A 26,413-nucleotide genomic window follows, 5' to 3' on the forward strand; every position below is an offset into this window, starting at 1 on the left:
TTTTCGAGGGGTCACATGGCACCATATTCACGTCTCAGGATGTGAGACATCGCGCGCGAAGGGCGTGAACCGTTCAGTGCCGGACGCGCCGTGAGCGTGATCGGGGGGCGATCTGCACGCCGTTGAGGCGGACAATGACCGCCCAACGGTCGGCAAGCACCACCTCCGCTTCGTTCCAGGCGGCCATGTGGTCGCGTGCAGCGGACGGAAACAGCACGGGAATGCCACCGAGCATGCCATCGTTGAACGGGTGCCTGGGGCGGTAAGCGCCCCCTATGAACGCGCCGCGCAGCAATCGAACCTGATCGTCGTGGACGATGCCCGTCATTGCGCGCAGGGGCGCCAGAGCGGCGTCCTCGTCAGCGTTCAATGTGCGTAGCACGCTGGCCCTGCGCAGCGCACGCAGCCTGCTGCACACGCGTGCCGTCCATTCGGCAATGGCCGCCACGACCATCGCCAGCAGGATTGCCACGCCAACCAGCACTGCTGCGCGCGACATCAGCAGGCGAACGGGTGCGGCGGTAGGAGGGTGGAGGGAGCTGACATGGGGGGGGCCGTAGCGGGAACAGCACAGGATGCAGGCCCCGCCCCGCGGGGGGAATGAAGTTCGTTGCAAACTTCGGCGGTGCTGGCCGCGCATCGGCCAGGCGTGACACACCCTGAATGCCTCTGCCGACGCCAACGAAATCTGAAGCCCGCATCCGTATCCTTGTTCACAGGACGCAACCAACAGGGTGGATGGCGGTGGCAGGACGTGGATCGCAGGGCGCACTGCTGGCTGGCCTGTTGCTGGTTGGGTTTGCGCGCGCGCACGCGCAGCAGGCCGTGCCGGTGCCCGATCCCGCGCCCGCTGCCCCCGCAGATGCTGCGGCGGCAACCACCGCGCCGGTGTCCACCACCCCGCCGCAGGACAACGTCACCACCCTCGGCGAAGTGCGGGCGCTCAAGCCCGAAGACGACCAGCCGCTGGACCTGTACCGCTTCAAGAACCCGGTGAAGTTCGGTGACAACCGCTTCAGCCGCGACTGGAGCGAGCCGCCGTCGCCCGAACAGGTCAGCATGAGCGGCGGCTACATCATGATGGGCGTGGTCAAGGGCGTGATGGCGGCCGCCAAGGGTGTGAACAAGCTCACGGGTGGACCCTCGCAGATCCAGGCCGCCGTGGCGCGGCCACCGCCGGAACTCAGTGCGGAGCAGCAGCGGCGCGCGCTGCGGTTCTCCCAGCAGCAGGATGCCGGCGGCGACACGCCTCCGGTGAAGTAGCGACGGTATATCCTTCGGCCTTCTCCATGGGGGCGTTGCCATGTTGCTGCGTTCGTTCGTCCTGCTGGCGGCCGTGCTGCCGATCCCTGCCTTCGCTGCCGGCATCGCCGGCGACGGCGCGTGCCGCAACGGTGCATTCCCCTCCGAACAGAGCCAGTTCGCACTGGCGCGGGTGGTGGGCACGCAACGCCTGTACCTGCTCGGTGACATGGACGGCTGCCCGGCCAAGGGCGAGCCGGCCTGCCGGCAGCGCAGCTACGTAGTGAACGGCGATGTCGTGGTGACCGGGCGCGACCTCGGCCGCTACCGCTGCGCGTACTTCCCGAACAGAGTGGGCGGCAGTGCGGGCTGGGTGGAGCGCAGCACGCTGCAGCCGCTGCCGGTGGCGACCCCCTCGCTGCAGGACTGGGTGGGTCACTGGAAGGATGGCGACAATGGCCTGCGCATTTCGGTGCAGGGTGGGCAGCTGCAGGTGGAAGGCGATGCCTACTGGCCCTCGGCCAACCCCACGCCGGAACAGCGCCCGTATGGGCCGAACCTGGGCCAGGTGGAAGCGCGCGCGATCCCTCGCGGTGCGGATGTGGAATTTGCCGAGGACACCTGCAGGGTGCACGTGCATTCACTGGGGGACGTACTGATCGTGTCCGACAACAGCGAGTGCGGTGGCATGAACGTGCGTTTCAATGGCGTGTACCGGCGCGCCGGCAAGCGTTGAAAGAGGGATGAAGGGTGGGACCAGTAGATCCACGCCATGCGTGGATGCTGTCTGCGATCCCATCGCTGGATTCAGCGCCGCCGTTCCAGCCACCACAGCAGCGAGGCGCACAGCACGAACGCCAGCCACCACGGCCAGCGCGATCCTGGCACGGGTTGCATCACTGATGCGTTCGCCGGCGTGCTGGAGACCAACGCCTGAGTAGTCGCATCGATCATTACCTGACGATGCAGCGCGGTCGCGGCCCTTGGGTCGAACACATAGCGCCAGACGATGCTGTCGCCATGCTGCAGGCGCTGCCAGCCTGCGTCACGTGGCCACCAGCCGGCGCAGCGCAGGGTCGAGGTCGCGCCATCGACGACCAGCGGTACTCCGTCGCCACCTTCGTTGAAGACCTGCAGCGGCGCCTGCACGCCGCACAGCGTCTGCCGTTCGCCTGCCCAGCTGATCGGCTGCGGTGACCAGAGCGCATCAGCGCTGCCCTGTGCACGCGCCAGCGTGGCCACCACGCTGCTCCACAGTTCGCCGTGGCGGTCGTCGCGCCCGGCGAGCACCCAGCGCCAGCTGTCGGTCATCGGCAGCAGGCCGATGCGGCCCTTGCCAGCCGCGCGCCAGCCGCCGATGGCGGTGCCAGCACGATCCTGCAGAAGCGCGCTGCTGCCCGGCACCTGCAGCGCCAGGACTTCCAGCGCGGGTAGGGAGGCACTGTGCGAACGGCGGTCGGCCTCCTCACCGTAGCCGGTCGGCAACGTGCCGGCGGCGAGCGGGCCGCGTCGTGCGGCGAGGATCGTGCTTTCGCCATCGCCGGGAAGTTCAAGGAGGCGGCTGCTGCCATCGCCCTGCACCGGCAGGCCCAGATCGTGCAGTCGCTGGCGCGCGCTGGCCGAAGGCGCGCCTGCACTGCGCACCAGCACGCCGAGTCCCTCGCGCAGCGCCTGGCGCACGGTGGCCAGCTGGCCTGCACTCAACGCTGCCAGGCTGCGTTCGTCCAGCAGCAGCAGGTCGCTGCGTGCCAGTGTTGCAGCATCGAGCGAAACCGCGCCATCACCCACGCTGAGCCCGGCGCCGGTATCGGCCTGCACCTGCACGCGGATGCCGGCATCGGCGGCCCAGCGGCGCAGGTACTTCAACTCCGGGCCCGGCGCACTGGCACGCACCAGCAGCCGTATGGGGGCGGCCGGCAGGGTCTGCTGCGGCACCGGCGCGCTGTCCACCACATGGCCTTCGGCATCGAGCAGGCGCAGCTGGAACACGCTGCGGCCTTCGGCGCGGGCGATGCCGCTGAGCTTCACGCGCCCGTCCTCGGCAACGTCCGTGCGATCAACCACGCTGTCGGCGGGGTCGAGCAGCTCTGCCTTTGCTTTGGCCACGCCACGCGCCTGTGCCTGGACGTCAAAACGAGCACCGGGAGCGACATCGGCCGGTGGTTGCAGCGCGATCCAGCCGCGCGGCTCCGGTGCCGCCTGCCAACGTACATCCGGCGGCAACAACGCATCGCGATCACGTGCGGCCAGACCTGCACCGACCAGTGTCAGTGTGGACGCCGGATGCTGGCGCAGCGCGGTGGCCAGGTCGGGAACGCGCTGTGCGCCGGCCACGTCGGCAGCTTCGGGCAAAAGCAACAGCGGGCCTTCGCTGGCCGGGAGCGCGCCGGCCTTGCCGGCATCGGTTCCGAGCACGACCAGCCCGCCTGCGGGTTGCTGGCGGGTGGGCGGCACCAGGCAGAAATACAGCAGCGCGGCGACGAAGATCTGCAGTGCGATCACGATCCACCGGCGGCCAGGGTGCGCGGTGTTTCCACGCAGCTGGCGCACGCTGGCGATGACCACGATCAGGGCGAGTGCCAGTGCAATCCACAGGTTCACAGCGGAGGCATTCATGGCTGAGCCTCCAGCGCGTCCAGATAGCGCTGGCCCATTGCATCGGCCGCGCTGCGCCGCATCGCCTGCGGCAGCGGTCGCTGCAGCGCACGCCACAACTGCGCACGCAGGCGCTGGCGGCAGTCGCGGCAGCCGGGTTCGATGCGCAGCTGCTCGATGGCCGCAGCCAGGTCCAGAGCGTCGGGCAGGTAGGCGGCATTGCGTTGCTGCCAGCCGGCCAGCGCATCGAGATCTGGCGTGCCGGTGGCGTCGCCGAGACGTTGCCAGGCTTCAACGATGGCCGGGTCCGGTGCCGCGCGTGCGGCCAAAGGCAGTTCACGGCTTGCCAAGCCGGCACGATCGCCTCCCAGCCGCCGGCCTTCATCGATCGGTGGCAGCTCCGGTCCAACCCGGGCCAGATAGATGCGTTCGGCCTGCTGCACCTGCTTGATGAAGCCGAGCGCCTTGTAGGCGAACGGCAGCGCCTGCTCCGGGCGACCCTGGCGCAGCTCGCCCTCGGCCGACCACATCTGGTCAAGCGCGGCCTTCAGCGTGGCGCGGGTCTGTGGGTCGAGCAGGGTGGCCGCTTCGGCATGGTCGTGGGTATGCCCATACTCGGAGAGCACATCGGTGGCGCTGCCGAACACCGGTGGCGTATCGGCGTTGGCAGACTTGCCGCCGTGATCGTGGCCATGCTCATCGTGCGCTCCGGCCTCGGCACCATGGTCGTGATCGTGGTCGTCTGCGGCGGGCGTATCGCTGGTGGGCAGGTCGCTGGTCGGCGGCGGCTTCGGTGCACCTTCGCTTTCCTCGCCCAGGAACTGGCCATAGCGCAGGCGCAGGATGCGCTGGTCGACACCGATCGCATCGCTGCGCTTCACGAAGTCTTCGGCAGCCAGGCTGCGGCGCTGCCGGATCAAGGCTTCGGCATCGATGATGATCTGCCGCTGGCTGCGGAAGTAGGCCGGCAGTGTCTTCTTGATGCGGCCTTCCAGTTCGGCACCGAGTGCCACCTCGGCGCTGGGCAGGCGCAGGATCACGCTGCTGCTGCGCCCGGTCTGCGGCGTGGGCGCATGGTTGTCGCGCACTTCCAGCTGGGCGATCACATCGTTGCCGGGTTGCGCGCCCAGCGCGGCGAGGTTGAGCGTATGCGCGAAGCGGCGTGCAGTCGGTTCGCCGCTGCCCGTGAGGCCGACGCTGCGCCTCACGAAGGTGATGTTCTCGCCGCTGCCCTGGGTGGTGGTGATCGACAGCGTTGCCTGCGCGGCCACGCCATAGTCGTCGCTGGCCTCGAAGCGCAGCGCCCACTGGCGTTGCCCGGGCGTGCCCAACACCAGGCTGGCCGCGGGCTCCAGTACGCGCACGCTGGGTGCACGGTCGGCCACCACATCCAGCCGATACAGACGGGTTTCGGCCAGCGCAGGTTCGCTCACCACGCGGTACAGCGCTGGCGCGCGTGCCACATCGTGGGCCTGCCACTGTCCGTCCTGTGCGCTCAGCGGCAGGCGTCGGCCATCGTGGAACTGCAGCCAGGCCTTGTCCGGCGCGCGGTCGAAGCGCAACGACCACGACAGCCGGCTGTCGGCGGCCACCTTGGCATCCAGCGCGTTCTGGGAAAGCGTGGCTTGCCCGGTATAGGCGGGTGCGTCGATGCGCAGGCGCGTCGACTGCAGGTGCAGGGGGCCCGCGGCGGCCGTGCTGCCAGGTGCCGCCGTACGGGCTGGCGCGGAGCTGGGGCTGGAACGTGGCCAGCCGACTGCCAGTGCAACGATGGCCAGGCCTGCGATCCAGCTCAGGGCCAGCGCCCTGCGCGGCCAGCGCGGACGCAGGTCCGGTGTCGTGCGCTCCAGCGTGGCCAGCACATGCGCGCGCTGGCGCTGCTGCAGCGGATTGAGTGTGTCGGCATCGGCGAACAGCAGGTCGGCACTGTCCTCGCTGGCACCGCTGCCATCGAGCTGGCGCTGCAGCCATTGCCGGTCCAGCTGGCGGGCACGTGCCGTGGCGAAGGCCGCGCAGGCGAGCAAACTGACCGTGCCGACCACGCAGGCGACATCGAAACCCGCCAGGCGCAGCGCGAGTACCGTTGCGGCCAGCGCCCACGGCAGGCCCAGCAGCAGGGTGATGAGCGCACGACGGCGGCGCGCGCGTTGCCAGGCGTGCTGCAGGGTGTTCATGCGGCCACCCGGCGTCGGGCACTGCTGGCCATCCAGCGTTCCAGCGCGAACAGCAGCACGATGGCCAGCAACAGCCAAGGCGTCGGCTCACGCGGCGGTGGTGTTACAGCAGGCAATGCGGCCCGGTGCGGCGCCTGGTCACGTGCATCGCCCAGCCGCGGAGCCGTGGGCGGCTGCAGCGCCAGCAGCAGGGCACGTGGCAACTGCGGATCGCGCAGCGCAGCGTTGCTGGCGGCATTCCAGTCGCCGGGCAACGACAGCAGTTGGCCTTGGCCGATGCGTTGCTGCCATAGCAGCGGTACGCCCTCGGCGTCGCGCAACAGGATGCGGGCGCTGGCAGCAGGCTTGCCGGCACTCATGACAAGACCGCCGTCGCGCAGCCACGCCTGCCAGTTCGCCGGCAGTGCATCGTTGCGGCTCCACACGCCAATCTCGCCGCGTTCGGGCACAACATCCTCCGCCAAGGGCGAGGGCAGTGCCTGCACGCCCCACGCGCGCTGCAGTGCGTTCAACCAGTGCTGGGTAGTGGCGGATGCCTCGCCGTGCACGCGTAGTCGAGGCAGTGCCACTGCCGTCTGCGGCGGTGTGACCGGCATCGGCTGCGTGTGCCATTGCACGTCGCGCGACAGCTGCAGGCGGGCGCCATCCAGGCCAGGCAAGGGATCGGGAACGTGCACGGTCAACGCGGTGCCCGCGGGCAGCTGTGCGTCCAGTTCACGCAACAGGCTGGGCAGCGATGCGCTGGATACCGGTGGCGCATGATCGATGGCGGGGAAGCCGGGTGCCAGCCAGTGCCAGTTGCCCTCTTCGGCGGTGCCGCGCAGTGCGGTCGCGTCCAACCCCGGTGCCACGACCGTCCACGCCGCGGGGAGCGGGGCAGGGCCGGTCAACGCTGGCCGCGCCAGCAACAGGGCCAGCGCGGCCAGCAACAGCAGGCGCACCAGCAGCAGCGGCCAATCATCGAAACGGATGCGCTGGCGCGGCCGGATCTGTGTGCGCAACCAGCGCAGCGCGGCGAAATCCAGCGGCGTATACGGATGGCGCCGGGCGAGGTGGATCAGCAGCGGCAGCAGCCAGGTGGCTAGCGCCGCCAGGCCCAGCGGGAACAACAGGTTCATGCGCCGCTCCCACGGCCGAACAGCGCCTGCAGCGGTTGGTCCAGCGGCTGGTCGAGCCAGCCGCTGGCATGGGCGATGCCGCCGGCCTGCAGCCGCGCCTGCAAGGCGGTGCGTGCAGCGGCAAAGCGCTGCAGGTAGTCGGCGCGGATCGCCGCGCCGTCGCCCAGCAGTTCGTCGCCGGTTTCGGGATCGCGGAAACGATGGCCGGCATCAAACGGGAAATCCCGCTCGTCGGCCGTCAGGATCTGCAGCAGCCCCACCTCGCGGCGCGCGCTGGCCAGCTGCTCCAGCAGGACGATGCCCGCCTCATCGAAACCATCGCCGATCGCCAGCAGCAGGTCGCCCGGGCGCACGCGCTCCCACAGGGGGCGCAGTCGATCGGCGGCGGGCCAGCTGCCGCGCGCCTGCAGCGCATGCAGCTGCAGATGTACCCGGTCGCGCTGTCGCGCACCGCTGGCGGCAGGCACCAGTTGAAGCCCATCGCCATTGATCACCAGCAGGCCAAAGCGGTCACCCTGCTGCAGGGCCAGTTCGACCAGGCAGGCGGCCACGCCGCGCATATGGTCCAGGCGCGTGCGCTGTGGTGCTGCGCGATCGGCCTGGCTGGCCGAGGCGGTGGCATCGAGCAGCAGCCAGGCCGTGATCGGGCTTTCGCGTTCCGATTCGCGCACGAAGAAGCGATCCGAACGCGCGTACAGCTTCCAATCGATCTGGCGCAGCTCGTCACCCGGCTCGTAGGCACGGTACTGCGCGAACTCAAGGCCGGCGCCGCGGCTGCGGCTGGCATGCTGGCCGATGCCGCTGGCACCACTGGCCAGGCGTGGCCGCAGGCGCAGCATGCGCAGGCGCGCACGCAGTTCCGGTGGCAACGTCAGCGGCATGCCTGCACTCACGCCTGGATCAACCCGGGAACGGCACGGCCTGCAGCAGGGCGGCGACCACGTCGTCGGCACGCTTCTGCTCGGCCTCGGCGGCGAACGACAGCAGCAGGCGGTGGCGCATCACCGGTGCGGCCAGTGCCTGCACATCCTCGCGGGTGGCAGCGAAGCGGCCCTGCAGCAATGCGCGCGCTTTCGCCGCCAGCACCAGTGACTGCCCGGCACGCGGGCCGGCACCCCATTTCACCCACTGGTTGATCGCGGCCGGCGCGCCATCGCCGGGCCGGCTGGCGCGCACCAGGCGGGTGATCCAGGCCAGCACGTCGGGGCTGACATGCACCTGGCGCACCGCGGCCTGCAACGTGATCACCGCCTCGGCGTCCATCACCTTCGGTACTGCGTCGGTGGCGCCGCCGGTGGTCTGCTCCAGGATCTGGCGTTCCTCGTCCTCGCTGGGGTAATCCACCAGCACGTGCAGCAGGAAGCGGTCCAGCTGCGCTTCCGGCAGCGGGTAGGTGCCGGCCTGCTCGATCGGGTTCTGCGTGGCCAGCACGAAGAACGGCGCAGGCAATGCGTAGGTGGTGCCGGCGTAGCTGACCGTGCGTTCCTGCATCGCCTCCAGCAGCGCGGCCTGGGTCTTGGGCGGGGTGCGGTTGAGTTCGTCGGCCAGCAGCAGGTGGGTGAAGATCGGGCCCTGCTGGAAGCGGAAATGGCGATGGCCGGTGCCGTGGTCTTCTTCCAGCAGTTCGGTGCCGAGGATGTCGCTGGGCATCAGATCGGGCGTGAACTGCACGCGCCGGAACTGCAGCTCCAGTGCCTGCCCCAGCGAGCGCACCAGCAGGGTCTTGCCGAGGCCTGGCGCACCTTCCAGCAGGCAATGGCCGCCGGCCAGCAGGCCGATCAGCAGCTGTTCGACCACGCTGTGCTGGCCGACCACGGCACGGGCCAGGGCGCCGCGCAGCGCATCCAGGCGCGGCAGCAGGGAATCGAGGTCGGGGGTGGTCATGGGCGTGCAGGTCCTGTCAGTTGTTCAGCGCGTACATCACGATGTTGACGCCGAAGCGGGTGTTGTCTTCGGCCAGGAAACGCTTGTTGCGCCAGTCGTAGTCCCACTCGCAGCCGTAATCCTTGTTGCTGTAGAGCAGGCCCAGGCGGCCATCGACCTCGATGCCCTTCAGGTAGTCGTGCACCAGGTCATCGCCCCAGCCGTTGAGCTCGAAGCTGGTGGCGGGCGGGCCGTCCGGGAAGCGGAAGAAACTGCGGTACAGCGCGTGGCTGTTGGGCAGCTTCTGCAATGCCTTCGGCCCGAACAGGCGGCCCATCTGCGCCTCGAACGAGGTGGCGAACAGGCCATCGATGTCGTGGTTGCAGTCGTCGACGAACACGAAGCCGCCATTGCGCACGTAGCGCACGAAGTTCTGCCGCTCGGCGGCGTTGAACTCGACCAGCGTGTGCCCGGCCAGGTAGCAGAACGGCGCTTCCAGCATGCGCGGGTCGGCCAGTGCCACCACGTGCTCCTGCGGGTCCACGCGCAGCGAGGTGTAGTCGATCAGCGAGGTGATCAGGTTGGACGGCATGCGCGCGTCCACGTCCCAGTCACCGGAGTCGTACTGCAGGCGGGTGAACCAGAAGTCGTAGCGCGAACTGCGCGGGCCTGCCTGCGCCCAGGCCGGCAGCGCCGCCGCCGAAGCGGCAGCGGCCAACCAGCGCAGGCAGGCCCGGCGATCCATCAGACCGCGTCGGACAGCGAGGTGAAGGTGAAATCGCGCAGCTTCATCGGCGGGATCATCATCACGTAGCTGGATTCATCGCCGGCCACGCGCACCGGCTTGCCCAGCTCTTCGATGTTGTTGAGCATGATCACCGGCGACTCGTTGAAGCGGAAGTTCTTCACCGGGTGCTTGATCTGGCCGTTCTCGATGTAGAAGGTACCGTCGCGGGTCAGGCCGGTCAGCAGTACGGTCTGCGGATCGACCATGCGGATGTACCAGGTGCGGGTGACCAGGATGCCCTTCTGGGTGCCACGCACCAGTTCGGCGGTGCTCTTGTCACCACCGCTCATCAGCAGGTTGCCCGGGGTGGCCTTGGCGGTCTTGCCCTGCTTCTGTGCCCAGAAGCGCGAGTAGTCCAGGTTGGCGATCTTGCCGTTCTCGATGATCGCCATGCGCTCGCGCGGCATGCCTTCGCCATCCCACGGCAGCACCGGTGCATCCGGATGCCATGGGTCGGCGATCATGGTCACGCGCGGGTCGTAGACCTGCTCGCCCAGCTTGTTGCCACCGCCCTTCTTCGACAGGAAGCTGCGGCCTTCATCGGCCGAGCGGGCGCTGAAGAAGTTCATCATGAAGCTGATCAGGCCCGCGGCCGCAGCCGGTTCCAGGATCACCGTGTACTTGCCCGGCTCCAGCGCCTTGGCTTCGGCCGATTCGGTAGCCTTGCGCATGGCGATGCGGATGTCCTGGTCGGCCTTGAAGTCCGCTGCGTCCTTCAGGTTGCGGCCGACCCAGCCCGAACCACGGCCATCTTCGGTGCGCACCGTGCAGGTGTAGTCGAAGTTGGTGGTGCGCTGGTAGGCAAAGTTGCCGTTGCTGTTGGCGGTGGCCTGGAAGCCCTGGCCATCCTCGAGGAAGCCGGCGGCAATCAGACCATGCCCGCGGCACGGTGCGATCGAATCGGCGGCAACCTTGGCACGGAACGCCGGGTCGATCGCCGCGGTGGATTCGCTGAAGGTCGGGCTGGCGCGGTAGCTCTGCTTGCCGATGGCCGGCATGAACTCCGGGTTCTCCGGGGCCAGGCGCGCCAGGTCTTCGGCACGGCGCACCACCCGTTCCAGCGCGGCATCGTCGAATTCGTTGATCGAGGCGGTGCCGACGCGCTTGCCGAAGGCAACGGTGACCGCCAGCTCGGTGTTGTCGACGATGCCACTGGTGGACACATTGTTCAGCGCGAAACGGATGTTGCCGCTGATCGCGCCGGCCAGCACGGCAGTGCACTCATCGGCCTTGGACAGGGCGATGACCTTGTCGAGGATGGCCTTGGCCTGGGCTTCGGTGAAGATACTCATGGTGTAAGGGCTCCTGACCGGTCAGCCGAGGCTGCGTGCGGTGTTGATGACGTTGATGCCGTTGAAGCGCGCGGTCGACGAACCGTGCGAGACCGCCGAGACCTGGCCCGGCTGGCCCTTGCCGTCGAAGAACGAACCGCCCAGGCGGTAGTCGCGCTCGTCGGCCACGGCAGTGCAGGCATTCCAGAATTCCGGCGTGCGGATCTGGTAGGCCACGTCCTCCAGCATGCGGGTGATCTGGCCGTTCTTGATCTCGTAGAACAGCTGGCCGCCGAACTGCGCGTTGTAGCGCTGCTGGTCGATCGAGAACGAGCCGTCGCCGATGATGTAGATGCCGTTCTCCACGTCCTTGATCAGGTCCGGCACGCTCAGCGGCTGCTTGCCCGGCGCCATCGACACGTTGGCCATGCGCTGGAACTGCACGCTGGACCACGAGTCGGCATAGCAGCAGCCGTCGGACTCGGTCTTGCCGAGGATGTGGGCCTGGTCGCGGATGGTCTGGTAGTCCACCAGCTTGCCGTTGCTGATCAGGTCCCAGCGCTTGCACTTCACGCCTTCATCGTCGTACGCCACCGCGCCGAGGCTGCCCGGCTGGGTCTTGTCGGCGAAGATGTTGACGTGCTCGCTGCCGTACTGGAAGTGCTGTTCGCGCTTGTCCAGGGTGGCGAAGCTGGTGCCGGCATAGTTGGCTTCGTAGCCGAGCACGCGGTCCAGTTCCAGCGGGTGGCCGATCGACTCGTGGATGGTCAGCCAGGTGTGCGACGGGTCGAGCACCAGGTCGTACTTGCCCGGCTTCACCGACGGTGCCTTCAGCTTCTCCTGCGCCTGTTTGGCGGCGGCGATGGCGTCCTCCTTCATGTCATAGGAGGTGCTGTAGTTGACCACGCCGTTCGGGCTGACCACCTTGCCGGCGGCGGCGCCATCGAGGTACTCGTAGCCCAGGCCCATCGGCGAGGACAGGCCCTCGCGGGTACGGAACTTGCCGCTGGCCTTGTCGATCGCGGTGATCGTCATCGGTGCCCAGATGCGATGCACGTCCTGGTCGATGTAGGAGCCATCGGTGGAGGCGAAGTACTTCTGCTCGTTGACCAGGAACAGCATCGAATTGACGAAGCTGGCACCGGCGCCCATCGCGGCGGCGTTGACATCCAGCAGCAGGTCGACCTTGTCCTTGATCGGCACCTCCATGGCGTTCTTGCGGATCGGCGTGCGCCAGCTCACCTCGCCCACGCCCGGCGCCTTGGCCAGCTGCACCGGTGCGGTCTGCACGCCGGCATTGGCCTTGGCGATCGCTGCCGCCTGCTGCGCGGCCCTGGCCACGTCGGCGGTGCCCAGCGCATTGGTGGCGGCGAAGCCCCAGGCACCGTTGACGATCACGCGGATGCCCACGCCGGTGGACTCGGTGTTCACCACGTTCTGCACCTTGTCCTCGCGGGTGATCACGAACTGGCGCAGGTAGCGGCCGATGCGCACGTCGCAGTAGGTGGCACCGGCACTGCGCGCGGCCTGCAGGGCGGCGTCGGCCAGGCGTTTCTTCAACGCCGGGTCGAGGCTGGACTGCAGCTGCTCGGCGGCGATCACCTTGCCGAAGAAGGAGGGCACGATCAGCCCGCCCGCGGTAAGCCCGGTCAGGGCCAGGAAGTCACGTCTTTGCAAGGCTGCTCTCCATGTCGAAGGATGGGTGGCTCAAGCGCCGAGACTGCGCGCGGTGTTGATGATGTTGATGCCGTTGAAGCGGGTGGTGGACGAACCGTGCGAAACCGCCGAGACCTGGCCGGGCTGGCCTTTGCCATCGAAGAACGAACCACCCAGGCGGAAATCGCGTTCATCGCAGATGGCGGTGCAGGCGTTCCAGAACTCCGGCGTGCGGATCTGGTAAGCCGCGTCCTCGACCATGCCGGCGATCTTTCCGTCCTTGATCTGGTAGTACAGCTGGCCGCCGAACTGCGCGTTGTAGCGCTGCTGGTCGATCGAATACGAACCGCGGCCGTGGATCCAGATGCCGTTCTCCACGTCCTTGATCATGTCCTCGACGCTGAGCGGCTGCTTGCCCGGCGCCAGCGAGACATTGGCCATGCGCTGGAACTGCACGCTGGCCCAGGAATCGGCATAGCTGCAGCCGTGCGATGCGTCGCGGCCGAGGATATGAGCTTCATCGCGGGTGGCCTGGTAATCGACCAGGATGCCGTCGCGCACCAGGTCCCAGCGCTGGGTCTTCACCCCTTCGTCGTCATAGCCGACCGCGCCGAGGCTGCCCGGCTGGGTCTTGTCGGCGAAGAAGGTGACGATGTCGCTGCCCCAGCGGAACCCTGCATCGCGCTTGTCCAGCGTGGCGAAGCTGGTGCCGGCGTAGTTGGCTTCGTAGCCGAGCACGCGGTCCAGCTCCAGCGGGTGGCCGACGTTCTCGTGGATGGTCAGGAACAGGTTGGACGGGTCCAGCACCAGGTCGTACTTGCCGGGCTTCACCGACGGCGCCTTCAGTTTCTCGCGTGCGTGGCGGGCAGCGGCGATGGCGTCCTCGACCGGGTCGTAGGAATCGCGGTAGGCGGTGATGCCACCGGGCAGCTGGACCTTGCCGCGCGCATCACCCTCGAGGAACTCGTAGCCCATGCCCATCGGCGAGGACAGGCCGGCGCGGGTGCGGAATTTGCCGCTGGCCTTGTCGATGGCGGTGGCGGTGAACGGCAGCCAGATGCGGTGGATGTCCTGGTCGATGAACGAGCCATCGCTGGAGGCGAAGTACTTCTGTTCGTTGACCAGGAACAACGTGGAATTGATGTAGTCGGCACCCGCATTCAGCGCGGCGGCGTTGAGCGCCAGCAGCAGCTCGACCTTGTCCTGGATCGGCACTTGCATGGCATTGCGGCGGATCGGCGTCTGCCAGCGCACCTCACCCACCGACGGCGTCGGTGCCAGCTGCACCGGACGGGTCTGGATGCTGGCGTTGGCGCGGGCAATCGCAGCGGCCTGCTCGACCGCCGCGCGTACCGCCGCCTCGGTCTGTTGATGGGTGGCGGCGAACCCCCAGGCACCGTTGACGATCACCCGCACGCCCACGCCGGACGACTCGCGGTTGGTGACATTGCCGACCTGGTGCTCGCGGGTGATGACCGACTGGTTGAGGTAGCGGCCGATGCGGACGTCGCAGTAGCTGGCCTTGGCGTTGCGCGCGGTGGCCAGGGCGACCTCGGCCAGGCGCCGGCGCTGGGCGGTATCGACCGGGGCCAGCAGCTGCTCGGCAGCGATGGCTCGGGAATGCGGCAGCAGCAGGCCGGCCAGGCCCAGACCGGAAACAGCCAGGAACTCACGTCGTTGCACAGCGTTTCTCTCTCTCGCTTGCGTGCGGCCGGCAACAGGCCGAGCCGATCACGTCAACCCCTCGACTTTCGCCAGCGCAGCACGTCCGGGCAAGTGACTGCAGTCATGGTTGGGGAGGGTTTCGGCAGGGCTTGCAGCCCTGCACCCGCCGAATCAACGCCAACGTCAAAAGCTGGCATTCCGAGGGGTGGCGGGGCGGTGTCGGAGTGCGGGGACGCCGCAAGTACGTCCGTGTAGGCTTGGCAGCCGCATCCATGCGGCTGACACCCCGCACTCCGACACCGCCCCGCCTCTGACAGATTCCCTGTGCTGTTGGTAGGTGTCGACCTTGGTCGACACATCTGTCAGATATCGAAATGAATCGAATGAGATCTGACAGATCTCCGGAAATTGTCGAAGGCGGGATGGGTCCGGTTGCGGGGGTGTCCGCGGCATGGATGCCGCGGCCAAGCCCCCAAGGGTGAGGGCGCTTTGCTTGCGAAGCACTGCTTCGCAAGCGCCCGAACGCACAGCCGCCAGCGGCTGGGCCGGACCCCGGAGGGGGGTTTACGGCGTCCCCCGCAACCGGACCCATCCCGCCATCCCACAGGAAGCCCGCTTCTGCCTTTGCTGTTGCTCCGGCTCCGGCTCCGGCTCCGGCTCCGGCTCCGGCTCTGGCTCTGAGCAGGTGCAGGGCGCAGCCCTGCTCAGTCATCCCCCCTCGTGCACAATGGAGCCGACCCCGCCTGGACACCGTCCTGATGTCGAGCAAGCCGTATTCAGAAGCCTGCGAGCGCAACCGCGAACCGATCGCCACCGCACTCGACCCGTGGATGGGCGACCGCCACCGGCTGCTGGAGATCGGCAGCGGCACCGGCCAGCACGCCGCGTTCTTTGCCGAGCGCTGGCCGTGGCTGCGCTGGCAGCCCAGTGATCATCCCGACCACCTGCCTGGCATCGAGGCATGGCGCGCCGAAGCGGCCTTGCTGAACCTGTTGCCGCCGCTGGCGCTGCAGGTGGAACTGCCGCCGGCACCCGGCCTGAGTTTGCCGCAGGGCAGCACATTCGACGCCGCGTTCAGCGCCAACACGCTGCACATCATGGGCTGGGAACACGTGCAGGCGCTGTTCTCCGCGCTGCCACCGGTGCTGCGCCACGGCGCGCTGCTGGCGGTGTACGGCCCGTTCAACTATGGCGGCCGCTACACCAGTGACAGCAATGCGCAGTTCGATGCCTGGCTGAAAGCGCGTGATCCGCGCAGCGGCATCCGCGATAGCGAAGCGGTGCAGGCGCTTGCTGCCGACAACGGGTTCACCCGACTGGGCGATGTGGCGATGCCGGCCAACAACCGCCTGCTGCTGTGGCGGCTGGGGTAAACCGGCGGTAGTGCCGGCCGCTGGCCGGCAACCTGTTGCCTGGATGGATGCCGGCCAGCGGCCGGCACTACCTGTTTCGCGGCGTTACGCCACCTGCACGATGTGCAGCGCCTTCGGATTGCGCCACTGCGCCAGCAGGGCAGCCTCTCGCGCCTTGGCCTGCGCGAAGTGCGCTTCCTTGACGTGGCCATAGCCGCGGATGTGCTCGGGAATGCTGGCGATCTCCACCGCCAGGGCCAGGCGGCCGTCTTCCAGGCCGTCCAGCAGCACCTGCACGGTCGCCTCGTAGTCACCGATCAGCTTGCGCTCCATGCGGCGCTCTTCAGTGCGCCCGAACACATCGAAGCGGCCGCCACGCAGGAATTTCAGCTTCGCCAGCAGGCCGAACGCCTTGAACATCCACGGGCCGTATTCCTTCTTCAGCAGCCGGCCCTGCTCGTCCTTCCTGGCGAACAGCGGCGGCGCCAGGTGGAAGCGCAGCTGGTAGTCGCCCTCGAACTGCTGCTGCAGGCGGCGCTGGAAGTCGCCGCTGGTGTACAGGCGCGCCACTTCGTATTCGTCCTTGTATGCCATCAGCTTGAACAGGTAACGGGCGACGGTCTCGGTCAGCGCGGTGGAGCCGCCGATGCGCTCGGCTTCGGCGGCGCGCACGCGCGACACCAGATCGCGATAGCGGTTGGCGTAGGCTGCGTCCTGGTACTCGACCAGGAACGCGGCGCGGCGCTCGATCATTTCATCCAGTGAGCGCGACAGGCGCGCGTCGTCCAGCGGCAGGAACGCCACATCGCCACCGTGCGAGGGCAGGCCCCGCAGTTCGCGCTCGTCGCCGGTGTTGCGCGGTGCGGCGGTGGCACCCCATTCGTTGCCCTCCCATTCGCCCGGCGGCAGCGGATGCAGCGGGCCCGGGGTCGATTCGGTATCGGTGTGGCGGTTGCGCACCAGGCCAGCCGCCTGCTGCACGGCCTGCGGGTCGACCACGGCCAGGCGGCCCCAGGCGAAGGCCTGCTGGTTCATTGCCACGGCGGCGCCGTTGAGTTCGATGGCACGCATCAGCGAGTCGAACGACAGCGGCACCAGGCCCTGCTGCCAGGCATAGCCGAGGATGAACAGGTTGGCGGCGATGGCATCGCCCAGCAGCGCGGTGGCCAGCTGGGTGGCATCGAGCAGCAGCGGTTCCTGGCCACCCAGCGCCACGCGCACACCGGCGACGATGTCGGCGGCGGGGAACTGCATGTCCGGGCGGGTGGTGAAGGTGCCCGGCATCGCCTCGTAGGTGTTCAGCACCACCTGCGAACGGCCGGCGCGCACCTTCGACAGTGCCCAGTAGTCGTTGACCACCACCATGTCGCAGCCCAGCACCAGGTCGGCCTCACCGGCGGCGATGCGCACGGCGTGGATGTCGTCCGGCCGGCGCGCGATGCGGATGTGCGTGGTCACCGCGCCGCCCTTCTGTGCCAGGCCGGTCTGGTCGAGCACGGTCGCGCCCTTGCCTTCCAGGTGGCCGGCCATGCCCAGCAGCGCGCCGATGGTCACCACGCCGGTACCGCCGACGCCGGTGATCAGGATGTTCCAGGGCTGTTCCAGCGTACCGCGCACCACCGGTGCCGGCAGGTTGTCCAGCAGCGTGGAGGCATCGCGCTTGCTGCCCTTGCGCGGCTGGCCACCGTGCACGGTGACGAAGCTCGGGCAGAAGCCGTTCACGCACGAATAGTCCTTGTTGCAGTTGGACTGGTCGATCTCGCGCTTGCGCCCGAATTCGGTTTCCTTCGGCAGCACCGACACGCAGAAACTCTTCTTGCCGCAGTCGCCGCAGCCTTCGCAGACCAGCGAATTGATCATCACCCGCTTCTGCGGGTCTTCCAGCTTGCCGCGCTTGCGACGACGGCGCTTCTCGGTGGCGCAGGTCTGCTCATAGATCAGGATGGAGACACCCTTCACTTCGCGCAGGCGCTTCTGCACGGCATCCAGTTCGCTGCGGTCATGGAACTCGACATCGCTGGGGAAGTGCTCGCGCTGGCCGGTCCACTTGCCGATGTTGTCCGACAGCACCACGATGGTGTGGATGCCTTCGGCGCGCATCTGCCTTGCGATGTCCGGCACGCTCAGCGGGCCGTCCACCGGCTGGCCGCCGGTCATCGCCACCGCATCGTTGTAGAGGATCTTGTAGGTGATGTTGACGCCGGCGGCGACCGCCTGGCGGATCGCCAGCGAACCACTGTGGAAATAGGTACCGTCGCCCAGGTTCTGGAACACGTGCGGCGTATCGGTGAACGGCGCCTGCCCGGCCCAGGTCACGCCTTCGCCGCCCATGTGGGTGAAGGTGTCGGTGCTGCGGTCCATCCAGGTCACCATGTAATGGCAACCGATGCCGGCCAGCGCACGCGAACCTTCCGGCACCTGGGTGGAGGTGTTGTGCGGGCAGCCCGAGCAGTAGTGCGGCACGCGCGGGAAGCTGGCGCGCGGCAACGCAAGCTCGGCTTCCTTTTCCTGCATCCACTGCAGGCGCTGTTCGATCGAGTCGTTGTTGAAGAACTTCTGGATGCGGCGGCCGATCACGCCGGCGATGGTGGCCGGCGTCAGTTCACCGGTGGACGGCAGGATCCATTCACCGCTCTCGTCGTACTTGCCGACGATGGACGGGCGCTGGCCCCAGCTGGCCGGCCAGTTGAAGAACTGCTCCTTCATCTGGCGCTCGATGAAGGCACGCTTCTCCTCCACCACGATGATGTCTTCCAGGCCCTGCGCGAAGCGGGCGATGCCCTCCGGTTCCAGCGGCCAGGTCATGCCGACCTTGTACACGCGGATGCCGATGTCGGCGCATGCTGCTTCGTCCAGGCCCAGGTATTCCAGCGCCTGCAGCACGTCCAGGTAGCTCTTGCCGGTGGTGACGATGCCCAGCCGCGCGCGCGGTGCATCCATCACCACCTTGTCGATGCCGTTGGCGCGGGCAAAGGCCTGCGCCGCCTTCACCGCATAGCGATGCAGGCGCATTTCCTGGTCCAGCGGCGGGTCCGGCCAGCGGATGTTGAGGCCGCCGCCGGGCATGTCGAAGTCTTCGGGCAGCACGATGCGGCGGGCCAGCGGATCGACCTCGACCGAGGCCGACGATTCCACCGTTTCGGCGATGGTCTTGAAGCCGACCCAGCGGCCGGTATAGCGGCTCATCGCCCAACCGAGCAGGCCCATGTCGAGGATGTCCTGCACGCCGGCCGGGTTCAGCACCGGCATCATCGCGCTGACGAACTCGTCCTCGCTGCCATGCGGCAGGGTCGAACTGCGGCAGGCATGGTCATCGGCAGCCAGCGCCAGCACGCCGCCGTAACGCGAGGTGCCGGCGGCGTTGGCGTGCTTGAACACGTCGCCGCAGCGGTCCACGCCGGGGCCCTTGCCGTACCACATGCCGAACACGCCCTGCACGTTGGCGCCGGGGAACAGGTTGGTCTGCTGGGTGCCCCAGACCATGGTGGCGCCCAGATCCTCGTTGAGGCCGGGGGTGAACTTCACCCTGGCCGCTTCCAGGTGCTTGCGCGCGCGCCACAGTTCCAGGTCGAAGCCCCCCAGCGGGCTGCCACGGTAGCCGCTGACGAAGCCCGCGCTGTCGATGCCTTCGGCGGCATCGCGCAGGCGCTGCATCAGCGGCAACCGCACCAGTGCCTGCACGCCACTCAGGTAGATCCGCCCCTCGTTGCGGGTGTACTTGTGGTCGAGCGTGTAGTCACGGTCGATCAGGTCGGCGGAAGAGGGCGAAGTGAGTTGCGCGGTACTGGTCATGGCTGGCCCGGTAGGATCGGCTGGCACCGGCCGCGTGCGGGCACGCGGCGGGAAAGGCGCGGATTGTAGCAGCGCGCCCGTAATGCCCCCGGCACTCGCGCCCGCGCCGCTGCTGGGGTTAGGATCGGGCAGAGAGAGGGAGGCTGCGGTTGCAGCCTGGGGAGAAGGGATGTCAGTTCCAGGAAAGATCCTGGCCAGCGTTCTGCTGGCCTCGGGAGCGGCCACAGCGTGGGCGGCGCCGGCGTTGCCGGCCCCCCAGGAGTTCTACTTCGACAGCGATCCGGCCGCCGCGCCGATGGTGGCGGTGCAGGGCGAGGGCGATGAGCTGGTCGCCCAGCTGCTGAAGCTGCGTGAACGCGGCAGGCGTGCCGTTGAAGCCACGGTGCAGCTGGCGATGGTGGCCGGTGCACAGGGCCGTGGCGAGCTGGCCGAGCAGTTGTATGGCGAGGCCATGAAAGAGGCGCCGGCCCAGAGCAGCAGTGGCCGCAGCGTGCGTTGGAACTACGGCTGGGACCTGCTTCGCCAGGGCAAGCCGGAAGCGGCGCTGGAACAGTGGCTGGCCTCGGCGGGCAATGCGCGCACGAAGCCCAGCTGGGTGCCGCCGACCTATGCGTTGGCGCTGTGGCGCTCGGGGCAGAAGCAGGAGGCGGTGCAGTGGTATGCGGCGGCGGTGCGGACCGAGCCGTCGCAGTGGAGCAGCACGGCCCAGTTTGCGCAGTTGTTGCCGCACTGGCGCGAGGATGAGCGTGCGTCGCTGGCAGAGGTGCAGCAGGCGTGGGCGGCCGCGCCGCCAGCCTGGCCCTGAGGAAGGGGTTCGGCCGGGTTGCACCCGGCACCCGCAGAGGCAAGGGCCAGAGCCAAAGCCAAAGCAACAGCGGACTTACCGAGGGAGGCGGGGCGGTGCAGGCAGGCAGGACACGCCGTAAACCCATCCATGGGGGCTCGATGGCGCCATCCATGGCGCCAACGGTCCTGCCTGCCCACACCGCCCCGCCTCTGACAGCTCCCTGCTGCTGGTAGGTGTCGACCTTGGTCGACACGGTATCCACGCCATGCGTGGGTGAATCTGCATCGGAATCGATTATTCGATATCTGATCGAAATGCAGCCGAGCGTGGGCTCGGCTCTACAAGAGGCGGCCAGCCAACCGGCTTTGCTTTTGACCTTCTTTTTTCTTTTCCGTGGCGGACGCACTCGGAAATTGTCAGAGGACGGGCGGGGTGGGTTCGCGGGGGTGTCCGCGGCATGGATGCCGCGGCCAAGCCCCCAGGGGTGAGGGCGCTTTGCTTGCGAAGCACTGCTTCGCGAGCGCCCGAACGCACAGCCGCCAGCGGCTGGGCCGGGCCCCGGAGGGGGTTCACGGCGTCCCCCGCGAACCCACCCCGCCCGGCCAGGCGCGGCTTTTGATGTTCACGGCCAACCCGCCACGAGGGGCTGCGCCGTTCGCGGTAAACCCCTCAGTCGTCCGCGGAAACCGTCCGCCCTGACGCCCACGCCCGCAGCGCCTCCACCTGCTCGGCCATCAGCACCGACAGCGGCCGCGTGGCACGGATCTCGGTCATCAGCAGCTCGGTGTCGAGCGGCCGGCTTTCCGCATGCGCTGCATACAGGCCGGCCACGATCGCCTGTTCGATCTCGGCACCGGAAAAACCGTTCGCCGCCGCGGCCAGCGCCGGCAGTGCGAAGTCATCGGCGTTGAGCTGGCGCCGGCCCAGGTGCAGTCGCAGCAGTTCCACACGGACATCCGGGGTGGGCAGGTCGACGAAGAAGATTTCGTCGAAACGGCCCTTGCGCAGCAGTTCGGCCGGCAGCTCGTGCACCTGGTTGGCGGTGGCGACGATGAACACCGGCGCCTTGCGCTCGGCCATCCAGGTCAGCAGGTAGCCAAGCACGCGGCGCGACACGCCGCCGTCCTCGCCACCGGTTGCCAGCCCCTTCTCGATCTCGTCCATCCACAGCACGCACGGTGCCAGCTGTTCGGCCGAGGCCAGCGCCTGGCGCAGGTTGGCCTCGGTCTCGCCGTGGTACTTGTTGTACAGCGCGCCCACGTCCAGGCGCAGCAGCGGCACGCCGAAACCGGCGGCGGTGGCCTTGGCCAGCATCGACTTCCCGCAGCCCTGCACGCCCAGCAGCAGCATGCCGCGCGGCGGGTCCAGCCCGGCCGGTGCCGAGCCGGCGATGAACGCCACCCGCCGCTGGTTGATCCAGCGCTTGAGCCGGTTGGCCCCGGCCACGTCGCCGAAGCGCGCGCTGTCATGCTCGAAGAACAGGTGCCCGCTGCGGTTGAGCAGCTCGAACTTCAGCCGTGCCAGCTGCGGCAGGTCGTCGTCGCGCAGCGCGCCGTCGGCGTAGATCAGCTGGCGCGCGATGCGCCGGGCATCCACCAGGCTCAGGCCCTGCAGGTTCTTCAGGATCTTCTTCACCGCTTCGCTGTCGACTTCCACGCGGCGTCCGCCGTGCTCGCGTGCATAGGCGTCGGCCTCCTCGCGCAGCATCTTCAACAGCGCATTGGCATCGGGCAGGCGCGGGTTGAAGCGCACCGCCAGCGCTTCCAGCTCGGCCGGCAGTTCCACCTTCGCACCGATCAGCACCAGGACGTGCGGCTCGCTGTGGCGGCGCTGGATCAGGTCGCGCAGCGCGCGCTGGTGGCTGGCATAGCCCAGGTAGGGGTGGAAATCGAGCAGCAGGTAGACCCCGCGCTGATCCGCCTGGCGGATCATCTGCAGGGCTGCGCTGGCATCGGGGGGACCGACCGGCGGGTCTTCGCTGTCCAGGTCGATGCGGCGCAGGCCCTCGGTGATCGACCAGCGGTGCAGCGCCCGCCACACGTGCATCAGCGTCTGCCGGAACAGCTCGACGATGCGGCCCTCGTCCTGGGTTTCGATCACGATCAGGGGGGTATTGGCGCGGATCAGTGCGCTCAGGTCCTGCAGCTCGCTCATGCCGGTTCGATCCTTCGGGGGCGCCACGATAGCAAAGCCAAGCGGTACAGGTTCAGCGCGGCGCTACCTCCCGTCACCACCGCCGGTGTACGCTCGGGGCACGTACCCGGAAGCGAGGCTGGCATGAAGACGATCCTGGTGGCCGGTTCCAAGGGCGGGGTGGGCAAGACCACCGTCGCCACCCACCTGGCCGCGTACGCGGCATTGCAGGGCAAGGCCACGGTGATCGCCGATGCCGACCCGCAGGGCTCCAGCACCCGCTGGGCGCAACGGCGTGCCGGGCTGGAAAGCGCGGTGCTTCCCATCGACGTGCATCGCAAGAAGCACTGGGCGCAGAAGCTGCCCGACGGCACCGAAACCGTCATCATCGATGCGCCTGCGGGGGCATTGGCCGACGATATCCCCCATTTCCTTGACGCTGCCGACGCGGTGGTGGTGCCGGTGCTGCCTTCGGCGCTGGACATCGAGGCCATCGTCGGTTTCCTCAACAGCCTGGCCCAGAACCCGCGGGTGCACAGCCGCAAGCTGCCGGTCGGCCTGGTCCTGAACCGTACCAAGCCCTGGACCCAGACTTCGCAGCAGGCCCTGCAGATGCTGGCCGAATGGCCCTACCCGGTGGTCGCGCAGCTGCGTGACAGCCAGAGCTACGTGGTCATGACCGGCCTCGGCCGCAGCCTGTTCGACTACCGCTCGGCCCAGGTGCGCGAACACCAGGCCGATTGGGAGCCCCTGCTGTCGTGGCTGAAACTTTGATATCGGCGTCACTTTTCCTGATGCATCCTCTTCTTCATGGAAACCCGCGATGCGTGAACTGATCCTGCTGCGCCATGCCCATGCCGAACCGGCCACCCCCGGCCAGGCCGACCTCGACCGGCCGCTGTCGCCGGTGGGGCTGGCCGAAGCCGAAGCCGCCGGCAAGTGGCTGAAGGAAAACAACCTGCTGCCGGACTGCGTGCTGTGCTCGCCGGCGCGGCGTACCCGCGAGACCCTGGAAGCCGTGCTTGGCACCATCGGCTACGTCGAGAAGCGCCTGGAAGACCGCATCTACGAAGCGACCCCCGGCACCCTGGCGGCTCTGGTGGATGATCGCCGTGACCTCGACCGGGTGCTGATCGTCGGCCACAACCCGGGCCTGGAGCGCCTGGTGGCATTGATGACCGAGGGCAGCAGCAGCGACTACCGCGGCATGCCGCCGGCCGGCATCGCCGTGCTCGGCTTCCCGCGTGAGTCTGCGATTGAACCGGGCGTGGCCAGCCTGAACGCGTTCTGGTGGCCGTGATCCGATGAGCCTGGCGCGGCGCGGCCGCTTGCTGCTGCCCGCGCTGCTGGCACTGGGCCCGGCCTGGGCCGTGGTGCCGCCGCCGACCCCGTTGCCGCCGGTGGCGGCCGAAGCCCCGCGCATGCTGCGCCTGGATACCGTGCGTTCGCAGATCGGCTTCGAGGTGCGCACCCGGTTCGGGCAACGCATCGAAGGCGTGTTCCCGCACTTCGAGGGCCGCATCGAGATCCTTTCCGATGGCCGGCACCAGGTGCACCTGAAGATGTTCACGCGCTCGGTCGAGATCCCGGGCAAGGCGCGCTATACCGGCTGGATGCGGGGCGAGGAATTCTTCGATGCCGGCCGTCATCCGGTGGTCGAGTTCGACTCGCTGCCGTACTGGCCGGAGACCGTGGAAAACGGGGGCGACATTGATGGCCGCCTGACCCTGCGCGGGATCAGCCACCCGGAGAAACTGAAGGTCGAGAAGGCGGAGTGCGCCCGACCCGGCTATGATTGCGACGTCGTCAGCCGCGGTACCGTGCAGCGAGGCCGGTATGGCATGGATAGCTGGCAGCTTGCCTTGAGTGACCGAGTGACCTTCGTATTGCGTGCGCGCCTGAGCGAGGCGCCGAAACCGTGAACCTCCTGCTGCGTGTACTGGCGCTGGCAACCGTGTTGCTGGGCAGTGGTTGTGCATCGCTCTCGCATGCCGAGCGCGACCGTGCCGAAGCGATCGCCGTGCAGGCGCGCTCGGCCGTGGTCGATTGCCAGCGTGCCGACCGCTGCGCACAGGACTCGCCGCTGCGGGCGCTGGCCGGCCGCGCGTTCACCGAATCCACCCCGGAGCGGCCGCGGCATTACGCGACCCTGCTGGATGAAGGCGAAGGTGCCCTGGTGGCGCGCCTGAACCTGCTGCGCAGCGCCACCCGCAGCATCGACCTTCAGACCTACATCTTCGACAAGGACGACAGCGCCCGGCTGGTCATCGACGAGCTGCTGGCCGCATCGCGCCGCGGGGTGAAGGTGCGGGTGCTGATCGACCAGCTCTCGGCGATCTCCGACCTGCAGATCCTCGGTGCGTTGTCCGGTGCGCACCAGAACTTCCAGCTGCGGGTCTACAACCCGACCTTCGGCAAAGCCCGGCTGAACTACTTCGACTACGCCGGCAGCGTGCTGTGCTGCTTCCGCCGTTTCAACCAGCGCATGCACAACAAGCTGCTGGTGATCGACGATGCGATCGGCGTGGTCGGCGGCCGCAACTACCAGGACGACTATTACGACTGGGACCGCGAGTACAACTTCCGCGACCGCGACGTGCTGATCGCCGGCCCGGAAGCACGTGCGATGGCGGCCAACTTCGATGCGTTCTGGCGCGCCCACCGCAGCGTGCCGGCCGAACGCCTGAACGACGTCGGCCGCACCCTGCTGCGCGAGGGCGTGCCGACCCTGCCGCCGGCCACCTTCCGCCGCCCGGAACGGGTGCAGCGGGTCAGCGCCGAGGCCAACGACAACGAGTTCGTCACCCGTTCCTTCGTCGATACCGCGCTGCCGGTGGCTTCGGTGCGCTACGTGGCCGACCTGCCGCGCAAGCACCGCCGCGAGCAGCCCGACGCGCCGCTGGCCGGCCAGCACGTGACCGAACCGCAGCTGGATGCACTGATTGCCAGCGCGCAGAAGGAAGTGATCCTGCAGACGCCCTACCTGGTGCTGTCAAAGCCGGCGCAGAAACTGTTCCGCGAGCTGCGCAAGCGCCCGCAGCCCCCGCGCGTGGTGGTGTCCAGCAACAGCCTGGCGGCCACCGACAACCCGATCGTGTATGCGCTGTCGTACAAGTACAAGCGGCGCAACATGCGCGAACTGGGCTTCAACATCTTCGAATACAAGCCGTTCCCGCTGGATGCGCCGGTCGACTACCGCAACCTGCTGCCCGACCCGATCACCGCACCCGACGGCGAGGACGATGGCGGGCGCAATCCGTTGCTCGGCGGCAGTGCCGCCGGCAGCAATGCCGGAGGGGGCAGCACCGGGCGCACGCTACCGGCCAGCAAGCAACAGGCCGTGGTGAACCACCCGCGCACCGGCAGCGCCTACCAGAATGCGAGGGAACGCCGCCGCGCCGCCGGCAGCGAAGTGGAAACGCGGCTGCTGCGTACCGAGACGCGACCGTCGTTCCTCGGCAGCAAGGCGGTCAACAAGCCGCTGCCGGTCACCCGCAAGGGCGCGCGCATGGGCCTGCATGCGAAGTCGCTGGTGGTCGACCGCCGTATCGGGGTGGTCGGCACCCACAACTTCGATCCGCGCAGCGAGAACTACAACACCGAAGGCGCGGTGATCATCGATGACCCGGTGTTTGCCGAGCAGCTGGCCCAGAGCATCCTGCGCGATACCCATCCGCAGAACTCCTGGACGGTGGCGCCACGGGCCAAGCCGCCGGTGCTGTCGGGCCTGAACTACAGCGTCGGCAAGGCGTCCGAAGCGCTGCCGATCCTCGATTTCTGGCCCTGGCGCTATGCCACCGACTACGAATTCAAGCCCGGCCCGGAGTGCCCGCAGCCGCTGCCGCGGCAGGACCCGGCCTTCCACACCTGCTACGTCGCCGTCGGCGACTTCCCCGAAGTCAACGTCGGCCCCAAGTGGCTGCTGGTGCGCATGCTGACCGCATTCGGCGCCGGCCTCGTTCCCATCCTCTGAAGGTA

The 26,413-nt window shown here is 68.2% G+C and carries 20 protein-coding genes; 8 read left to right on the forward strand and 12 right to left on the reverse strand.

The window, feature by feature from the left end:
- Positions 1-73 precede the first annotated feature (73 nt).
- Positions 74-472 carry a hypothetical protein gene (locus K5L94_RS00420; RefSeq protein WP_053448426.1) on the reverse strand — a complete coding sequence of 133 codons (399 nt, stop codon included), beginning with the start codon at positions 470-472 and terminating at the stop codon, positions 74-76.
- A gap of 266 nt (positions 473-738) precedes the next feature.
- Here K5L94_RS00420 and K5L94_RS00425 point away from each other — a divergent pair, with 266 nt between their 5' ends.
- Positions 739-1,263, forward strand: a complete 525-nt coding sequence (locus tag K5L94_RS00425; RefSeq protein ID WP_053448427.1) for a hypothetical protein — start codon at positions 739-741, stop codon at positions 1,261-1,263.
- A 40-nt stretch (positions 1,264-1,303) separates the two neighbouring features.
- A complete protein-coding gene (locus K5L94_RS00430) occupies positions 1,304-1,978 on the forward strand; it encodes a hypothetical protein (protein WP_053448428.1) in 675 nt (224 codons plus the stop codon).
- 71 nt (positions 1,979-2,049) lie between these two features.
- Here the strand turns inward: K5L94_RS00430 and K5L94_RS00435 are convergent, their stop codons facing one another.
- The 9 genes from K5L94_RS00435 to K5L94_RS00475 are packed head-to-tail and all read right to left on the reverse strand — an operon-like array spanning position 2,050 to position 14,389.
- A complete protein-coding gene (locus K5L94_RS00435; protein WP_053448429.1) occupies positions 2,050-3,858 on the reverse strand; it encodes a hypothetical protein in 1,809 nt (602 codons plus the stop codon).
- Positions 3,855-6,011 (reverse strand): hypothetical protein, encoded by a 2,157-nt coding sequence (locus K5L94_RS00440; RefSeq protein ID WP_274511569.1) that lies wholly within the window; start codon positions 6,009-6,011, stop codon positions 3,855-3,857. Before K5L94_RS00440 ends, K5L94_RS00435 begins: the two co-directional genes overlap by 4 nt.
- Positions 6,008-7,129: a BatA domain-containing protein gene (locus K5L94_RS00445; protein ID WP_274511571.1), complete on the reverse strand. Its 1,122-nt coding sequence runs from the start codon at positions 7,127-7,129 to the stop codon at positions 6,008-6,010. The genes K5L94_RS00440 and K5L94_RS00445 overlap by 4 nt, the downstream gene beginning before the upstream one ends.
- The gene (locus K5L94_RS00450) at positions 7,126-8,022 is read right to left on the reverse strand and encodes a DUF58 domain-containing protein (RefSeq protein ID WP_180878580.1); all 897 of its coding nucleotides are present in this window, start codon (positions 8,020-8,022) and stop codon (positions 7,126-7,128) included. The genes K5L94_RS00445 and K5L94_RS00450 overlap by 4 nt, the downstream gene beginning before the upstream one ends.
- Before the next feature lie 7 nt (positions 8,023-8,029).
- Positions 8,030-9,013, reverse strand: a complete 984-nt coding sequence (locus K5L94_RS00455; protein ID WP_180878581.1) for an AAA family ATPase — start codon at positions 9,011-9,013, stop codon at positions 8,030-8,032.
- Positions 9,014-9,029: 16 nt separating this feature from the next.
- A complete protein-coding gene (locus K5L94_RS00460) occupies positions 9,030-9,737 on the reverse strand; it encodes a DUF4159 domain-containing protein (RefSeq protein WP_005421001.1) in 708 nt (235 codons plus the stop codon).
- The gene (locus tag K5L94_RS00465; protein ID WP_019336350.1) at positions 9,737-11,071 is read right to left on the reverse strand and encodes a TldD/PmbA family protein; all 1,335 of its coding nucleotides are present in this window, start codon (positions 11,069-11,071) and stop codon (positions 9,737-9,739) included. The genes K5L94_RS00460 and K5L94_RS00465 overlap by 1 nt, the downstream gene beginning before the upstream one ends.
- A 21-nt stretch (positions 11,072-11,092) precedes the next feature.
- Complete coding sequence (locus tag K5L94_RS00470; RefSeq protein WP_053448435.1) at positions 11,093-12,727, reverse strand: TldD/PmbA family protein; 1,635 nt, start codon at positions 12,725-12,727, stop codon at positions 11,093-11,095.
- A 30-nt stretch (positions 12,728-12,757) separates the two neighbouring features.
- Positions 12,758-14,389, reverse strand: coding sequence for a TldD/PmbA family protein (locus K5L94_RS00475; RefSeq protein WP_274511578.1), 1,632 nt, complete (start codon positions 14,387-14,389; stop codon positions 12,758-12,760).
- Between the two features lie 740 nt (positions 14,390-15,129).
- On the opposite strand from K5L94_RS00475, the gene K5L94_RS00480 reads away from it, so the two are divergent.
- Positions 15,130-15,744, forward strand: coding sequence for a DUF938 domain-containing protein (locus K5L94_RS00480; RefSeq protein ID WP_053448437.1), 615 nt, complete (start codon positions 15,130-15,132; stop codon positions 15,742-15,744).
- 84 nt (positions 15,745-15,828) lie between these two features.
- Here K5L94_RS00480 and K5L94_RS00485 read toward each other — a convergent pair whose 3' ends face one another.
- Positions 15,829-19,515 (reverse strand): indolepyruvate ferredoxin oxidoreductase family protein, encoded by a 3,687-nt coding sequence (locus tag K5L94_RS00485; RefSeq protein ID WP_053448438.1) that lies wholly within the window; start codon positions 19,513-19,515, stop codon positions 15,829-15,831.
- Between the two features lie 169 nt (positions 19,516-19,684).
- Here K5L94_RS00485 and K5L94_RS00490 point away from each other — a divergent pair, with 169 nt between their 5' ends.
- A complete protein-coding gene (locus tag K5L94_RS00490) occupies positions 19,685-20,320 on the forward strand; it encodes a hypothetical protein (RefSeq protein WP_053448439.1) in 636 nt (211 codons plus the stop codon).
- Positions 20,321-20,971: 651 nt separating this feature from the next.
- Here the strand turns inward: K5L94_RS00490 and K5L94_RS00495 are convergent.
- Positions 20,972-22,456, reverse strand: a complete 1,485-nt coding sequence (locus K5L94_RS00495; RefSeq protein ID WP_040006739.1) for an AAA family ATPase — start codon at positions 22,454-22,456, stop codon at positions 20,972-20,974.
- Between the two features lie 123 nt (positions 22,457-22,579).
- On the opposite strand from K5L94_RS00495, the gene K5L94_RS00500 reads away from it, so the two are divergent.
- The 4 genes from K5L94_RS00500 to K5L94_RS00515 are packed head-to-tail and all read left to right on the forward strand — an operon-like array spanning position 22,580 to position 26,408.
- Positions 22,580-23,209, forward strand: a complete 630-nt coding sequence (locus K5L94_RS00500; RefSeq protein WP_053448440.1) for a ParA family protein — start codon at positions 22,580-22,582, stop codon at positions 23,207-23,209.
- Between the two features lie 49 nt (positions 23,210-23,258).
- Positions 23,259-23,735 (forward strand): SixA phosphatase family protein, encoded by a 477-nt coding sequence (locus K5L94_RS00505; protein WP_008265580.1) that lies wholly within the window; start codon positions 23,259-23,261, stop codon positions 23,733-23,735.
- 4 nt (positions 23,736-23,739) lie between these two features.
- On the forward strand, positions 23,740-24,357 hold the full coding sequence (locus K5L94_RS00510; RefSeq protein ID WP_008266732.1) for a YceI family protein: 618 nt from the start codon (positions 23,740-23,742) through the stop codon (positions 24,355-24,357).
- The gene (locus K5L94_RS00515; RefSeq protein ID WP_053448441.1) at positions 24,354-26,408 is read left to right on the forward strand and encodes a phospholipase D family protein; all 2,055 of its coding nucleotides are present in this window, start codon (positions 24,354-24,356) and stop codon (positions 26,406-26,408) included. Before K5L94_RS00510 ends, K5L94_RS00515 begins: the two co-directional genes overlap by 4 nt.
- The last annotated feature ends 5 nt before the right edge of the window (positions 26,409-26,413 follow it).

Origin of the sequence: Stenotrophomonas forensis, from assembly GCF_028752115.1 — a bacterium.
GTDB lineage: Bacteria > Pseudomonadota > Gammaproteobacteria > Xanthomonadales > Xanthomonadaceae > Stenotrophomonas > Stenotrophomonas forensis.

Coding starts and splice junctions, on each gene's coding strand:
- K5L94_RS00495 (WP_040006739.1), bottom strand. CDS start 22,456: ATGAGCGAGCTGCAGGACCTGAGCGCACTGATCCGCGCCAATACCCCC.
- K5L94_RS00440 (WP_274511569.1), bottom strand. CDS start 6,011: ATGAACACCCTGCAGCACGCCTGGCAACGCGCGCGCCGCCGTCGTGCG.
- K5L94_RS00465 (WP_019336350.1), bottom strand. CDS start 11,071: ATGAGTATCTTCACCGAAGCCCAGGCCAAGGCCATCCTCGACAAGGTC.
- K5L94_RS00485 (WP_053448438.1), bottom strand. CDS start 19,515: ATGACCAGTACCGCGCAACTCACTTCGCCCTCTTCCGCCGACCTGATC.
- K5L94_RS00460 (WP_005421001.1), bottom strand. CDS start 9,737: ATGGATCGCCGGGCCTGCCTGCGCTGGTTGGCCGCTGCCGCTTCGGCG.
- K5L94_RS00430 (WP_053448428.1), top strand. CDS start 1,304: ATGTTGCTGCGTTCGTTCGTCCTGCTGGCGGCCGTGCTGCCGATCCCT.
- K5L94_RS00480 (WP_053448437.1), top strand. CDS start 15,130: ATGTCGAGCAAGCCGTATTCAGAAGCCTGCGAGCGCAACCGCGAACCG.
- K5L94_RS00425 (WP_053448427.1), top strand. CDS start 739: ATGGCGGTGGCAGGACGTGGATCGCAGGGCGCACTGCTGGCTGGCCTG.
- K5L94_RS00505 (WP_008265580.1), top strand. CDS start 23,259: ATGCGTGAACTGATCCTGCTGCGCCATGCCCATGCCGAACCGGCCACC.
- K5L94_RS00445 (WP_274511571.1), bottom strand. CDS start 7,129: ATGAACCTGTTGTTCCCGCTGGGCCTGGCGGCGCTAGCCACCTGGCTG.
- K5L94_RS00435 (WP_053448429.1), bottom strand. CDS start 3,858: ATGAATGCCTCCGCTGTGAACCTGTGGATTGCACTGGCACTCGCCCTG.
- K5L94_RS00510 (WP_008266732.1), top strand. CDS start 23,740: ATGAGCCTGGCGCGGCGCGGCCGCTTGCTGCTGCCCGCGCTGCTGGCA.
- K5L94_RS00455 (WP_180878581.1), bottom strand. CDS start 9,013: ATGACCACCCCCGACCTCGATTCCCTGCTGCCGCGCCTGGATGCGCTG.
- K5L94_RS00500 (WP_053448440.1), top strand. CDS start 22,580: ATGAAGACGATCCTGGTGGCCGGTTCCAAGGGCGGGGTGGGCAAGACC.
- K5L94_RS00490 (WP_053448439.1), top strand. CDS start 19,685: ATGTCAGTTCCAGGAAAGATCCTGGCCAGCGTTCTGCTGGCCTCGGGA.